The 13,031-nt window shown below is 67.1% G+C and carries 17 protein-coding genes and 1 tRNA gene; 9 read left to right on the top strand and 9 right to left on the bottom strand.

Annotated features, from left to right (window positions below):
* Window positions 1-29: 29 nt before the first annotated feature.
* Entirely contained in the window at window positions 30-944 is a 915-nt protein-coding gene (cbiB, locus tag MUG96_RS03995) for an adenosylcobinamide-phosphate synthase CbiB (protein ID WP_246986726.1), read from the bottom strand.
* A 1-nt stretch (window position 945) separates the two neighbouring features.
* On the bottom strand, window positions 946-1,581 hold the full coding sequence (locus MUG96_RS03990; protein ID WP_246986724.1) for an HAD family hydrolase: 636 nt from the start codon (window positions 1,579-1,581) through the stop codon (window positions 946-948).
* A gap of 270 nt (window positions 1,582-1,851) precedes the next feature.
* Here MUG96_RS03990 and MUG96_RS03985 point away from each other — a divergent pair, with 270 nt between their 5' ends.
* Window positions 1,852-2,034, top strand: a complete 183-nt coding sequence (locus tag MUG96_RS03985) for a hydrogenase maturation nickel metallochaperone HypA (protein WP_246986722.1) — start codon at window positions 1,852-1,854, stop codon at window positions 2,032-2,034.
* A 266-nt stretch (window positions 2,035-2,300) separates the two neighbouring features.
* Here the strand turns inward: MUG96_RS03985 and MUG96_RS03980 are convergent.
* Window positions 2,301-2,374: transfer RNA gene (locus MUG96_RS03980), tRNA-Tyr, on the bottom strand.
* Between the two features lie 180 nt (window positions 2,375-2,554).
* Here MUG96_RS03980 and MUG96_RS03975 point away from each other — a divergent pair.
* The 3 genes from MUG96_RS03975 to ftsZ all read left to right on the top strand — a co-directional run bounded on the left by MUG96_RS03975 (window position 2,555) and on the right by ftsZ (window position 4,735).
* Window positions 2,555-3,109 carry a double zinc ribbon domain-containing protein gene (locus MUG96_RS03975; RefSeq protein WP_246988616.1) on the top strand — a complete coding sequence of 185 codons (555 nt, stop codon included), beginning with the start codon at window positions 2,555-2,557 and terminating at the stop codon, window positions 3,107-3,109.
* Window positions 3,110-3,340: 231 nt separating this feature from the next.
* Window positions 3,341-3,523, top strand: a complete 183-nt coding sequence (cdrS, locus tag MUG96_RS03970; RefSeq protein ID WP_246986720.1) for a transcriptional regulator CdrS — start codon at window positions 3,341-3,343, stop codon at window positions 3,521-3,523.
* A 3-nt stretch (window positions 3,524-3,526) separates the two neighbouring features.
* Window positions 3,527-4,735 (top strand): cell division protein FtsZ, encoded by a 1,209-nt coding sequence (gene ftsZ / locus MUG96_RS03965; RefSeq protein WP_246986718.1) that lies wholly within the window; start codon window positions 3,527-3,529, stop codon window positions 4,733-4,735.
* 162 nt (window positions 4,736-4,897) lie between these two features.
* Here the strand turns inward: ftsZ and ncsA are convergent, their stop codons facing one another.
* Entirely contained in the window at window positions 4,898-5,893 is a 996-nt protein-coding gene (ncsA, locus tag MUG96_RS03960) for a tRNA 2-thiolation protein NcsA (RefSeq protein ID WP_246986716.1), read from the bottom strand.
* A gap of 74 nt (window positions 5,894-5,967) precedes the next feature.
* Between ncsA and MUG96_RS03955 the strand changes: the two genes are divergently transcribed.
* Window positions 5,968-6,435: a DUF4442 domain-containing protein gene (locus MUG96_RS03955; RefSeq protein ID WP_246986714.1), complete on the top strand. Its 468-nt coding sequence runs from the start codon at window positions 5,968-5,970 to the stop codon at window positions 6,433-6,435.
* Between the two features lies 1 nt (window position 6,436).
* On the opposite strand, the gene MUG96_RS03950 is transcribed toward MUG96_RS03955, so the two are convergent.
* Window positions 6,437-7,132 carry an alpha/beta fold hydrolase gene (locus MUG96_RS03950; protein WP_246986712.1) on the bottom strand — a complete coding sequence of 232 codons (696 nt, stop codon included), beginning with the start codon at window positions 7,130-7,132 and terminating at the stop codon, window positions 6,437-6,439.
* A gap of 101 nt (window positions 7,133-7,233) precedes the next feature.
* Here MUG96_RS03950 and MUG96_RS03945 point away from each other — a divergent pair, with 101 nt between their 5' ends.
* From MUG96_RS03945 to MUG96_RS03935, 3 genes are read left to right on the top strand one after another with little or no spacing between them, the layout of a single operon-like run.
* Window positions 7,234-7,887: a DUF7095 family protein gene (locus tag MUG96_RS03945; RefSeq protein WP_246986710.1), complete on the top strand. Its 654-nt coding sequence runs from the start codon at window positions 7,234-7,236 to the stop codon at window positions 7,885-7,887.
* 22 nt (window positions 7,888-7,909) lie between these two features.
* Window positions 7,910-8,401 carry a gamma-glutamylcyclotransferase family protein gene (locus MUG96_RS03940; protein WP_246986708.1) on the top strand — a complete coding sequence of 164 codons (492 nt, stop codon included), beginning with the start codon at window positions 7,910-7,912 and terminating at the stop codon, window positions 8,399-8,401.
* A gap of 39 nt (window positions 8,402-8,440) precedes the next feature.
* Window positions 8,441-8,644, top strand: coding sequence for a hypothetical protein (locus MUG96_RS03935; RefSeq protein WP_246986706.1), 204 nt, complete (start codon window positions 8,441-8,443; stop codon window positions 8,642-8,644).
* A 124-nt stretch (window positions 8,645-8,768) separates the two neighbouring features.
* On the opposite strand, the gene MUG96_RS03930 is transcribed toward MUG96_RS03935, so the two are convergent.
* The 4 genes from MUG96_RS03930 to MUG96_RS03915 all read right to left on the bottom strand — a co-directional run bounded on the left by MUG96_RS03930 (window position 8,769) and on the right by MUG96_RS03915 (window position 11,870).
* The gene (locus tag MUG96_RS03930) at window positions 8,769-9,557 is read right to left on the bottom strand and encodes a class I SAM-dependent methyltransferase (RefSeq protein ID WP_373222088.1); all 789 of its coding nucleotides are present in this window, start codon (window positions 9,555-9,557) and stop codon (window positions 8,769-8,771) included.
* Between the two features lie 44 nt (window positions 9,558-9,601).
* Complete coding sequence (locus tag MUG96_RS03925; RefSeq protein WP_246986704.1) at window positions 9,602-10,015, bottom strand: EamA family transporter; 414 nt, start codon at window positions 10,013-10,015, stop codon at window positions 9,602-9,604.
* A gap of 134 nt (window positions 10,016-10,149) precedes the next feature.
* Window positions 10,150-10,986, bottom strand: a complete 837-nt coding sequence (locus MUG96_RS03920; protein WP_246986702.1) for a deoxyribonuclease IV — start codon at window positions 10,984-10,986, stop codon at window positions 10,150-10,152.
* A 71-nt stretch (window positions 10,987-11,057) separates the two neighbouring features.
* Window positions 11,058-11,870, bottom strand: a complete 813-nt coding sequence (locus MUG96_RS03915) for a lipoate--protein ligase family protein (RefSeq protein ID WP_246986700.1) — start codon at window positions 11,868-11,870, stop codon at window positions 11,058-11,060.
* A gap of 154 nt (window positions 11,871-12,024) precedes the next feature.
* On the opposite strand from MUG96_RS03915, the gene MUG96_RS03910 reads away from it, so the two are divergent.
* The gene (locus MUG96_RS03910) at window positions 12,025-12,936 is read left to right on the top strand and encodes a serine/threonine-protein kinase RIO2 (RefSeq protein ID WP_246986698.1); all 912 of its coding nucleotides are present in this window, start codon (window positions 12,025-12,027) and stop codon (window positions 12,934-12,936) included.
* Window positions 12,937-13,031: the final 95 nt, after the last annotated feature.

Genomic DNA, 13,031 nt, shown 5'->3' with positions numbered 1-13,031 from the left:
GCCCGCCGCGTCGGGATCGTCGGAGTCGGTCACACGCTCACCCCCCCGCCGAGTGCGGCGACGACAGCGGCTGCAACGTAGGCGAGCAGGCCCGCGACCGCGACCGTCCGGACGGCGCGCCGGGCCGTCGCGACCGACGGGAGGTCGGCATCGCCGTTCAGGACGTAGACGCCGGGCTTCTCCAGGCGCACGTCCAGCGCGGCCGCGAGCGCGCCCATCGGCCACCCCGAGTTCGGCGATGGCACGTCGCGGACCCAGCGGGCGGCCGCAGTGAGCGCACCGGGAGCCATCGCCGCGACGGCCAGCAGGACCGCGCTCGCGCGGGCGGGCGCCCACATCACGAGGTCGTCCAGTCGCGCCGGCGCCCACCCGACCGGCTTCGACCGGTAGCCCAGCATGGAGTCCATCGTGTTGACGGCTTTCACCCACGCCGCGAGGGCGGCCCCGACCGCGAGCGAGAACTGCGCGCCGAGTGCGAACGCGAGGAGCGGCGCGACCAGTCCGTCGGCGAGGTTCTCCGCCGCGCTCTCGACGGCGGCGCTGCGGACCTGCCCCGCCGACAGCGACGCGGCGTCCCGACCGGCCAGCGCCCGGAGTTCGTCGCGGGCGCTCGCGAGGTCGCGGTCGGTCGCCGCGCTCACCGCGACCGCCGTCGACAGCAGCGTCCGGAAGCTCGTCGTCAGAAAGAGCGCGACGCCCGCGGCAGCGACGCCGACCAGCGAGTCCGCCCGCGTGGCGACGACTACCAGTCCGCCGACGGCACCGGCCGCGAGGAGCGGGAGCGCGACCGCACCCACGAGGCCGACGAGTCGGGGACGCACCCACGCGCGGTCCAGGGGCGCGGCGAGACGGCCGAACCACGCGACCGGGTGGAGGGAGGTCGGTGGCTCCCCCACCGCGGCGTCGAGCGCGAGCGCCAGTCCGACCGCGCCTGCTCCCAGCATCTCACTCACCCCGTCGTCGGTCGGCCAGCCACGCCGGCAGGTCGGCGAGCGAGACCTCCTCGAGCAGGACGGGCGTCGCCCCGGCTTCCTCGGCGCCCCCGTCAGTCGCCGGATCGTCGCCGACGTGGACGAGCGCCGAAAGGTCGACCCCCAGCGCGGTCGCGACCGTCTCGAACGCGCGTCGGTCGGGCTTGCGCCAGCCGCAGTCGGCGCTGGTCACGATGGCATCGAGGCGGTCACGGTCGATCTCCGAGCGCAGGAGCGCGCGGGACACGAGCTCGGGGACGCTACAGTTCGAGCAGACGCCGACCGGCCCGTACTCGGCGGCCGCGTCGACGGCGGCGACGGCCCCCTCGCGGGTCCGCACCGTCGGGTCGAACGCGGCGATGACCGCCCGGCGGACCGCGTTGTCGCCCGGCCGCTCGACGCCGCGACTCGACAGCGCGGCGGCGACGTGGGCCTGCAGCGGCACCTCGGCGCCCTCGGGTGGATCGAGATGTGGCTCGCGATACGCCTCGTCCCAGTCGTCCGGGACGATTACATCGCGAGCACGGAGTTCCGCCGCGACCGCGGCGGCCGGGTCGTCGGGTCGGTCGACGTCGACGAGCGTCCCGAAGAGGTCGAACGAGACTCCCACGAACGCGTGATTAGCGCAAGCACACTTGAACACCGCGGTGCCCGAGTCGGGTAGACGGGAGTCGAGAGACCCCTACCAAACACCACTAGATGGACATATAGAGTCCCTAAATAGTCCAGCGGATTCGACTCCCGTGGTGCGGTTGAACGGTCTGGGGTTTTCATTAGGTGGCAGTTCGTATCCGTGTAACATGACTGAGGCCAGAGGTGCGAGCGACCGGTCAGGGGCACCTGTCGCGCGGGCGGTACCTCCCGCCGGGGACGTGATACGATGAGCACGTTCGCCCGGATCAGGCAGTTACTAACGAGCGAGGGTGACGGCAGGTACGAGTGTCTCACCTGTCACACTCGGTTCGACCGACAGTACCAGGTCTGTCCGAGCTGTGGCGGCTACGACATCCGCCGCGTGGAGTGGCTCGGGGGCGACGAGCGACCCCCGGAGAAACGCGCCTGAGAGCCGGCGGCCCCGGGCCGTGAACGTGCGCCAGTCTCGCTACTCACTATCGGTCACCGCACCCTCTCGGGCGGTGTGGGACAGTCGTTTCATCGCGCGCGACTTCCGGGCTCGAATCGTGTCGGGAGAGAGTTCTCACCGCTCGTATTCGGTTGCAGGAAAAAATCCGCCCTCCCCGATTTGAACTGAGGAAGGCGACGGCCTCGCTTCGCTCGGCCGCTTCGACTTCCAGGCTCGAATCGGCTCGGTCGGCTTCACTGCGTTCATCCGCCCTCCCCGATTTGAACGGGGGACAAGTCGATCTACAGTCGACTGCTCTACCAGTCTGAGCTAAGGGCGGTCGCATCAGGTAGTAGGTCGAGTGCGGGACTTAACGGTTATCATTGCGGACCGGGGGACGGCGCTCCGAGCGACTGGTGGTCCGACCCCGCCGAACAGGCCGTGACGACGGTACGACGACACGCGTCAGACAGGCGGGAAGATTGAAGTAGGACGGGAGACGTGGTGTATGACAGAGCGAATGAGCAAGATCACGTTCCGTGCGGACGACGAACTCATCGAGCAACTCGAGGAGTTCGACGCGTCCAAAAGCGAGGTCATGCGGGATGCACTCCGGTCCTACCTCGAGGATCGGGAGCCGTCCGACACGACCACGCCGGCGTCGACGCCCTCGTCGGACGGCGACGAGAGTCTCGACGCGCTCGTCGCGGAACGTGTGGACGCGATCATCGCGGACCGGCTCGACGGCGCGTTTACGCCCCGTCAGCCCCAGGACGTCAACGTAAACATCTCGCTCGACGGCGCGTCAGCCGCCGACGACGACGTTTCCGTCGACGAGCGTAAGACGGACGTTGACGAACCCGCCGAGACGTCAGACACGACCGCCGACCGGCGTAAAACGTGTAATCAGTGCGGTGAAGAACTGTCGCCAGAGCACGTCCACTGCCCGAATTGCGGGGAAAAGGCCGCCCGGCGAGTGTTCTGTGATTGCGGGGACGAACTCCGGTCAGACTGGGCCTTCTGCCCCGGTTGTGGCCGCCGGACCCCAGCCGCGGACGTCCTCGACCAGCCGTAGCCGGCAGTAAACACCTGTTAAACACCGTTTACTCGATTAAGACACTACTGTCTTACGAACGGGGAAAGTTTTATAATCCCACAGTCAGATGTAATCCCTGCGTAAGACGGCTCGTATGACATACCGGGCGTGGTGCAAACATCCACCCGCTGTCTGGTGGTTCCGGTGTGTACAACACACGGGGCGCGGTGACACACCCCAGGTCGTCTTACCCCAAGGGGAACCAAAAATATGGAGCGTGTGACACTACGGATTCCGAAGCAGCAGATCGAAGAGGTCGAACAGATGGTCGAAACCGGGGAGTACCCGAACCGCAGCGAGGCGATTCGCGCGGCTGTTCGAAATATGCTAAACGAGCACGAGGGCAACAGCGAGTCCTCCGACAAGCGCAAACGCAGCTGGGCGAAGGTGTAGACCATGCAGGACCTGGTCAAATCCGCCCTCGAAAACGACGAGAAAGAGAAAGAGCAGCAGTCCACCGAGGACGCGAAGGGGTTCGGTGAGCCCCGGATCGTCATCGTCGGCGCCGGCGGTGCCGGCAACAACACGGTCAACCGCCTGTACAACATCGGCGTCGACGGTGCCGAGACCATCGCCATCAACACCGACCGCCAGCACCTCGAGATGATCGAGGCCGACACGAAGATCCTGGTCGGGAAGTCCCTCACCAACGGGCTCGGTGCCGGTGGCGACCCCAACATGGGCGAGCGCGCCACCGAGATGGCACAGGGCACGATCAAGGAGGTCATCGGCGAGGCCGACCTCGTCTTCGTCACCGCCGGTATGGGTGGCGGGACCGGGACCGGCGCCGCGCCGGTGGTCTCGAAGATCGCCAAAGAGCAGGGCGCCATCGTCGTCGGCATGGTGTCGACGCCGTTCAACGTCGAGCGCGCACGCACGGTCAAAGCCGAGGAAGGTCTCGAACGGCTCCGCAACGAGGCCGACTCGATCATCGTGCTCGACAACAACCGCCTGCTGGATTACGTGCCGAACCTGCCCATCGGCAAGGCCTTCTCGGTGATGGACCAGATCATCGCGGAGACGGTCAAAGGCATCTCCGAGACCATCACCCAGCCCTCGCTCATCAACCTGGACTACGCCGACATGTCCGCAATCATGAACCAGGGCGGCGTCGCGGTGATGCTCGTCGGCGAGACCCAGGACAAGAACAAGACCGAGGAGGTCGTCAAGGACGCGATGAACCACCCGCTGCTGGACGTGGACTACCGCGGTGCCTCGGGCGGCCTGGTCCACATCACCGGCGGCCCCGACCTCACCCTCGACGAAGCCGAGGGCATCGCGAGCAACATCACCGACCGCCTGGAGGCAAACGCCAACGTCATCTGGGGCGCGCGCATCCAGGAGGAGTACAAGGGCAAGGTGCGGGTCATGGCTATCATGACCGGCGTCCAGTCCGCTCAGATCCTCGGCCCGACCGCCCAGAAGCAGGCCGACAAGTCCAAGCAGGCGATGAACACCGGCGACGGCGAGATCGCCGACCCCGCCGACGCCGAGGCGTTCGACGCCAGCGAGAACGTCGACACCCGCGAGGGTGACGCCTGGGGCGACGGCGGCCAGAACGAGACCGACAATAACGGCGGACTCGACGTCATCCGCACGAACTGATCGGCCCGACGACCTCGCTTTTTTCGTAACCCGTCGCGTTAGACCAGCGGTTCGCGCTCGCAGAAACTGGTGAAAACACGCGTTTACGTCGGCCGAGCGTCCGCTTTCCGTGTGACGGACGTCAGACGCCGAGCGGACTGCGGGGGACGTCGACCCCGGTCGTCAGTCGGCAGCGTGGACGGACTCGACGAGCTGGCACTTCCGGCAGAACTCGCGGCGGGAGGGTGCGCCACAGCGGTCGCACTCGCCGGTCCCGTCGGCGGGGTCGCCGCTCCGGTACTTCTCAGCGGCGAGGGCGGCGAGGTCCTCGTAGCCGGCCATGATCGAGTGGCGCGTCCCGGGATGGCGCTCCTCCATGTCGAGGAGGAGCGACTGGATCTCGCCGCGGTAGGCCTCGCTGGCGTGCGGGCACTCGGTGATGTGGGCTGGCAGGTCCCGGAGTTGGGCGTAGAGGGCGATCTCCTTCTCGGGCACGTCCCGCAGGGGCTTGGCGCGGGGGACGAAGGGGCCGTCGGTGCCGCGGACGCGGGCGGGGGTCTCGCCCCCCTCCGCGAAGGCGCCGAGGCTGGCGTCGAAGTGTTTCGCCATCTGCTCGACGTCGCCCTCGAAGAAGTTCATCAGCGCGGTCTGGGCCTCGTCGTCGAGGTTGTGCCCGGTGAGGAGTTTGTCGGCGTCGTACTCGTCGGCGTACGCCGAGAGGAGGTCCCGTCGGAAGACGCCACAGTAGGCACAGGCGGCCATGTTCTCGGGATCGGATTCGACCACGTCGTCCATCCGGAGGTCGAACTCCTCCTCGTAGGTGACGACCTCGTGGCGGATGTCGAGGTCGTCGGTGAGTTCGAGACAGGCGTCCAGCGACTCGTCGCGGTAGCCCTCGATGCCCTCGTGGATCGTGAGGGCGACGAGTTCGACGCGGGGGTCCTCGGCGAAGGTGTGGTGGAGGATTTCCGTGAGGACGACGCTGTCTTTCCCGCCGGAGAGGCCGATCAGCCACGTCTCCGGGTCCTCGGAGGTGGCGTCGTCGGGGAGGAGGGCGTCCTCGCGGACGCGGTGGCGCAGTCGGGACTCGACGGAGCGACAGAAGTGATCGGCACAGAGGTGCAGGCCGGAGTAGGCGGCGTGCATCACCGCGTCGGCCCCGCACTTGTCGCAGGTCATTGCGCGTTCGTTGCCCGCGCGGGCGGTTGACCGTTTCGGAAACGTACTTCCCCGCGGGTCGCTTCGGCCCCGGCATGCTCGACCGATTTCGCGCGCGGCTGTGGCAGCTCGCCTTTCGACTGTTTCCGGCCTACCGCGGGACCGGGGGCCGGGTCACGCACATCGCCCCCGACTGGTCCGAGGTCCGTGTCCGAATCCCCCACAGCTGGCGGACGCGCAACTACGTCGGCACGGTATTTGGCGGATCGATGTACGGTGCCGTCGATCCGATCTACATGCTCATGCTGATCAACCGGCTCGGCGATGACTACGTCGTCTGGGACAAAGCCGCCGAAATCCGGTTCAAAAAGCCCGGCGAGTCCGACCTCTACGCGACCTGTACGGTTCCCGACGAAGAAGTCGAGGCGATCCGACGAGCACTCACTGACACGGACGCCATCGACCGCGAGTACAGTATCGATCTCGTCGACGACGAGGGCGTCGTCCACGCGACCGTCGAAAAGACGGTCCATGTCAGCACCGACGAGGGGAAACGCGCCTGAGTTACAGCGCGTCGGCGCCCTCGTCGACGGCAGCGAGGACGGTGTCGATGTGGTCGTCCCGCGAACGCGAGTTGAACAGTTCGTGGCCCCCCTCGTAGGCGACGCGGTTGACATCCGGTGTCTGGGTCTCGATGGCGTCGACGCCGACGATGGAGTCCGTCGGACAGTAGAAGACGGCGTCGTCGGTGTCGAACGGGGGCATCCGCTCCTGGGCGCGGTTGGCCTCCCGGAGGAAGGTCGGGGCCGCGTAGTCCGGGGAGTCTTCGAGCCAGTCGTCGGAGGCCAGGACGCCGAGGTCCTCGCGCGTGGCGCTGGCCGGGAGAATCGGTCGCGGGATGGGGAGTTTCATCAGCACCGAAACCAGGGGATTGTCCAGGTCGTCGTGGAACCCCCACCACGGGCTGAGGTAGGTCCGCGTGATCGGTTCGGTGTCGTCGATGTACCGGGTGATGAGGCCACCGGTGCTGTGGGAGAGCAGTCGATATTCGTCGAGGTCGGCGAGGTGGGCCTCGACCGGGCGCAGGTACTCCGTCTCGAAGTCGGTGATGGTCCGCGGAATCTCGAAGGTGTCGACGCGGTAGCCGGCCTCGACGAGGTGGTCGAGGAGCCACCGAATCCCGTCGTGTCGCGCCCGGTTCCCGTAGCCCATGACGAACACCAGTCTGTCCCCGCCGTCGCCGAAGGTCTCTCGTTTCACGTCGACGTGGGTTGTCGCTCGGGGCCCAACTAGATAGCGGCCGTTCCGCGAGTCGGTACCGACCGGAAACCGTTTTCACCGTCGCTCGCCTATCCCGGACGATGACCGATCTGGACCGGGACGCGGCCGTCGCTCGCGTCGAGGAGCTGGTCGACACCGTCGCGTCCGAGCCGATGCCGGTCCCCGTCCGCGAGGTGTGGGTCTACGGCGACGTGGCGCTCGGGCTGGATCCCGTCGAACGGCTGGACGTCTACATCACGAAGGATATGCTGTTTGGGCGGGAAGCCGACCGCGAGGCCGAGTTCCGCGAGTCCCACGGCGTCAAGGGGGTCGGCAAGACCGTCGACGCCGACTGGGCCACACAGTACCCCGAGTACCTGCGGGCGAACGCCAACGGCCACGCCGCGCCCGAGAAATGTCTCGCAGCCCACCTCGTCGACGACGACGAGCCGATTCACCTGGAGGTCTGTAACGCCTCCTTCGAGGACAACGTCACCCAGCGACTGAAAGCCGCCGTCGACCAGGGCAACTACGAGCAGATACTCGACCCACGCGGTGCCTGCCTGTGGGTGGACGGGACACGCAGTGAGGAAGCCTTCAGAAAACTCCGCGAGAGCGAGTTCGCCTTCCCCCTGCTGTCCGGTGCACTGGAGATGCTCGGGCTCGACCCCGAGGAAGCCGAGGACGCCGCCGAGACCGTCGAGGCCTACCGGGCGCAACAGGCCGGCGCGACCGTTCGGGGGGACGTGGTGTGACCGACGCGGACAGGGGGCGACCGTGACCAGTCGAGGCGTCCTCGTGTACGGGAGCCTGCTCGACCCGGAGGAACTCAAAGCGACGCTCTCGCCCGAGACCGTCGCCGAAGCGATTCCCGTGGCGGTCGAGGGGTACCGCCGGTCGTTCAACAAGGTCTCGGCCCACCGCGAGGGGGAAAACGGCGAGAAAGCCATCTGTAACGTCGAACCCGACCCCGACGCCCGGCTCAACGCCGTCCTCGTCCCGGACGTGCCCGACGACGAATACGAACGCTACCGCGAACGCGAGTACCGCTACGAGATGGTCGATGTCCCCGCTACCAGAGTTTCTACCTACGAGGGATACAATGGGGGGCAGGTGAAGGCACTCGACGAGCGACTGATCGCCACCAGCGAGGGCGGCCTCACGGACCCGGAACCGATCCCCTACTACGTGGCGATGTGTGTCGACGGCGCCCGGGAGTGGGGGGAGAAGTTCCTCGCGGACTTCGTGGTGACGACCGAGCGAGTGTGAGGCGGTCACGTTGATATGCCCTCACGTCGCATCTCACGTATGGTCAGAACGTCCACACGGCGACGGCTGCTGGCTGTCGCAGGAGTCGGCCTCGCCGGAGTCGCCGGCTGTGGCGAGCCTGCCGAGGACGGTGACGAGGAGGACGGCGGTGAAGACGGAGCGGAAGGCGACGATGGCGAAGGGGAAGAAGACGGCGGATACAGCCTCGCGGTAGACCGGCGCGACACACCCAGGAACGGCTGAGTCGGCAGTTCACGGATTCTGCCCGCTGTTCGCAAATTCATAAATTTCCCGTCACAAATTGTACCATATTTCGTATGTTTCTACCATAAGCCATCTGTCATACTTTCATACGGAAAGTGGTACGTCAGACGCGGCCCGTAGTGACGAAGAAGGGGACGACTTCGCGGCGGTAGTAGTCGTCGTCGCGCATTTGCTCGACGACGTCGCGACCCATCGCACGCCAGGCCTGGCGGAGGTCGTCGAGGTCGGCCGGGGTCGCGTCGCCGGCGAGCATCGTCGCGCGGTCGTCGTCGAGCCCGGCACCGCTGGCCTTCCGCCGGGCGGCCTCGATGGCCGCCTCCGAGTACGGCGGGTCGACGATCCGTTCGTGATCGTACCGGCGCGTGGAGACATCGGCCAGTCCGGCGTCCGCGAACACGTCCGCGGCGTCCGCCCCGAGAGTCACGTCCGTCTCGACCCCCGAGAGGTAGAGCGCCCGTGCGCGCCGGGCGAGTCTCGCTTCGGGATCGGCGGTCGAGGTGATCGATACCGCACCGTTGTCCGGCTCGATGGCCGCGACGCGGTCGCTGGAGACGCGAGCGAACTCCCGCACCGCAGCCTCCGGGTCGGGGAGATTGATGAGCAGGGCCTGACAGACGACGAGGTCGAAGCTGTCGTCCGGGAAGGGGAGCGAGAGCGCGTCACCCTGGACGATCGGCGGGGTCGCGTGGCCGAGCAGGTCGCGGTTCGCGTCCAGCCCGACGACCGTCGCGTCGGTCTCCTCGCGGAGGACGGCCGTCAGTTCGCCCGTCCCACAGCCCACGTCGAGGACCCGCCCGCGGCTGTCAAGCGCCAGTTCCGACAGGGCCTCGCGGGCCCCGTCCCACATCCCCGTCCGGGTCCGTTGCAGGTACGACGCGCTGAACTCGCGCACGGGGACACCTGACACGTCGGCGGGCAAAAGCGGTTCGAAGCCGCTCACGTCGCGATGAGAAAGACGCTACAGACGGCGAAGGCGATGCCGAGCCCCTTCCGGGCCGTGAGGGGTTCGTTCAACACGACGATACCGAGGACGGACCCGCCGACGATGAACAGCCCGTAGATGGGGACGACCGAACTGACCGGCCCGAGCGAGAGCGCACGGAAGTACCCGACGACCGCGCCGGCCAGTCCGAACCCGGCGGCGAGCGCGTACAGCGTGTGGACGCCGGCGTGTGGAGACGGGTCCCACTCGCCGGTCGCCACCGTCACGACCGTCGTCGTCGCCATCAACACGAAAATCGCGATGGACATGACCGTGAATATCGGGAGTTCCCGCTGGGCGAGTTTCACGAAGAGGAACACGAACGAGTAGCTCACCATCGCCCCCAGCGCCCAGAGCAGGTAATTCACGGGTGGCAGACCCCCGTTTGGCGCGGCCACGGATATCCGGTACGCTGTCGTCGAGGCATACGCGGGGCCACGGCTGCCAGCCCTAAACCGTTCCCGAGCGTTCACCGCGTCGAAACCGTTTCCGTCGTGGGAATTTACTCGTCGTCCCGGAGTTCTCGGACCCGCTCGACGTTCCACTCGAAGCCCTTGCCGTCTTCCGTCGGGGTTTCGAGCACGAGCGGGACGTCCCGCAGTTCCTCGTGGTTGATCAGCGCGCGCATCCCGTCCTCGCCGATCAGGCCCTCGCCGACGTGGGCGTGCTCGTCCTTGTTCGTCCCGCACTCGTGTTTGGAGTCGTTGAGGTGGATGCAGGCGAGGTCGTCGAGGCCGACCACGTCGTCGAACTCGGCGACGGTCTCGGCGACGCCCTCGGGGGTCGAGACGTCGTAGCCCGCGGCGAAGGCGTGGGCCGTGTCGAGACAGAACTCGACGTCCAGCGACGTGCGCTCGCGGACGGTCGCGAGGTGTTCGAACTGCCCGCCGAGTTTCGTACCGCTCCCGGCGTCGCTCTCGATCAGAACGGTGACGCCATCCGGGACGTCGAGTTCGTCCAGCGCGCTCGCGGCGTTGTCGAGACCTCCATCGACGCCGGCGCCGGTGTGTGCGCCGAGGTGGACGTTGACGTACTCGATGTCCAGCAGGTCGGCCGCGTCGACTTCCGCCTGCATCGAGTCGATGGACTTCCGTCGGAGATCGTCTTTCGGCGTACAGAGGTTGACGAGATACGAGGAGTGGATGACCCACGGTCCCACGCCGTGTTCGGCGGAGGCGTCGCGGAACTGCGCGGCGTTGTCGGGGTCGATGTTCGGGTCCTGCCAGACCTGCGGGGAGTGGGAGAAAATCTGCCCGCAGTTGCCCGCGTACTCCGTTTGTTCGTCGACGGCGTTGTGGACGCCACCGGCGATAGACGCGTGTGCGCCGACTCTGAGCATATCGGGAGGTAGGCATCGCTCGGCAAAGCCGTGTCGATATCCGCGACCCGGGGTCCTCGCGTCGGGACGGGTCAGTCCGGCTCGACCCGGTTCCGCGTCCACGCCTCTGTCTCGTACTTTTCCCGTGCACGCTCGCGTGCGCGCGCGACCTCGGCGTCGGTCCAGCCACCCTGGTCGGCGTCGGCCCAGGTCGCCAGCGCGTCCTCCAGGGCCGCGACCGCTCCGGCCCGGTCGATATCCGCGTGCTCGTCGATGGCTGTGACCCGCTCGCGGAAGGCCGCGGGCGTCACCTCGTCGGTCGCGAAGGGAGCGAGCTGTCGTCCCGGATCGCTCGCGTACGTGATAGAACCGTGCTGGATGACGCTGTCCCGCCGACGGTACTGGGCGTTCCCGCTGAGTTTTCGGCCGTCGGCCGCGACCACGTCGTGGGCGGGGTGGAGCGCCCGCAGATAGCAGGCCGGTTCGTGGACCGGCGGCCGCTCCGTCTCCGCGAATCCGGCATCGATTCCGATTCCGTCGAGGGCATCGAACAGCGGCTGACAGAGGAGTTCGTAGGTGTCCATCAGATCGCCGGGGAGTTCGTCGGCAGGGGCGACGATGGAGTAGGAGATATCGCCGTAGTTGTCGTGATAGATCGCCCCGCCGCCGGTCGGGCGGCGCGTGACGGTGATGCCCTCGCGCTCGCAGTACTCCCAGTCGACCGTTTCGGGGTCCTGGTGGTAGCCCAGCGAGAGCGTGCTGGGCTCCCACCGGTAGACCCGGACCGTCCGCGGGCCGCCGTCGGCAGCGGTTTCGGCGGCGACCTCGTCCAGGGCCATGTGCATCGGGCCGTCACGGGCCGTTTCGCGGACGAGTCGCCACTCCCGGTCGGCGAGATCGGTCATGCCACCGGGTAGCGGCCCGACGGACAAAGCGATTGCGTCGACCAGGGGGTCGACGTCGCCCGGAGCCGGAGATTCGATATAGCGGCATGAAATTTATGGCCGCCGGACGGCGGACGCGTCGGGCTTTTACCCGCGGGTCGTCTACGGAGCGGTGATGGTCGAGAACGTGGCGCCGCTGATGCGGGAGCTCGAACCCGAGGACTTCTATCTGCTCTCGGGCATCGAGCAGGGGATGCGGTTCTCGGAGTGGGTCGCCCGCGAGAAGCTCCCGGAGTTCTCTCGGCTCACCGCCGAGAACGTGGACTACCGGCTGGACCGGTGTGAGGACAGGGGGTTGATCGAACGCAAGACGATCCAGTACCAGGGGTTCAAGCTCACGTTCGAGGGGTACGACGCCCTGGCCCTGCACACCCTCATCGAGCGCGAGACCATCGACGCCTTCGGGTCGCCGCTGGGCGTCGGGAAGGAGAGTGACGTGTACGAGGTGCGCTCGTACAAGCCGTTCGCGCTGAAGTTCCACCGCGAGGGGTACACCAACTTCCGTGAAGTGATGAAAGAACGGGAGTACACGGCCGACCGCGACCACGTCTCCTGGCAGTACACGGCCCGAAAGGCTGCCGAGCGGGAGTACGACGCCCTGGAGGGACTCTACCCGGACGTGAGCGTCCCCCGTCCGATCGACCAGAACCGACACGCCATCGTCATGGAGCGCATCGATGGGACCGAACTCTCGCGGACGAAACTCGAGCCCGGCCAGGTGGTGCCGATCCTCGATCTCGTCTGCCGTGAGGTCGCGGCGGCTTACGACGAGGGATACGTCCACGCAGACATGAGCGAGTACAACGTTTTCGTCGCCGACGACGGCGTGACGGTTTTCGACTGGCCCCAGGCCGTCCCGACCGACCACGAGAACGCCGACGAACTCCTCACCCGCGACATCGAGAACCTGCTCGGGTACTTCAAGCGGAAGTACCCCAACGACGTCGGCGAGGTCGACACCGACGCCGTCGCGGACGCCATCGTCGCCGGTGAGTTCGATTCGGTGGCCCAGTTTACCGCCGAATGAGGTAATTTCCGCGGATTCCGTCGCCTCCAGACCGTCAGAACCGGAGCCGAGCGGCGGCGGATAAACTGTATGCCGCGATATAGAATTTCGGAGTG

Origin of the sequence: Halorientalis marina (assembly GCF_023028345.1) — an archaeon.
Classification (GTDB): Archaea; Halobacteriota; Halobacteria; order Halobacteriales; family Haloarculaceae; genus Halorientalis; species Halorientalis marina.
Note: the sequence above shows the minus strand (reverse complement) of the source record. Positions and strands in the feature narration are given on the sequence as shown.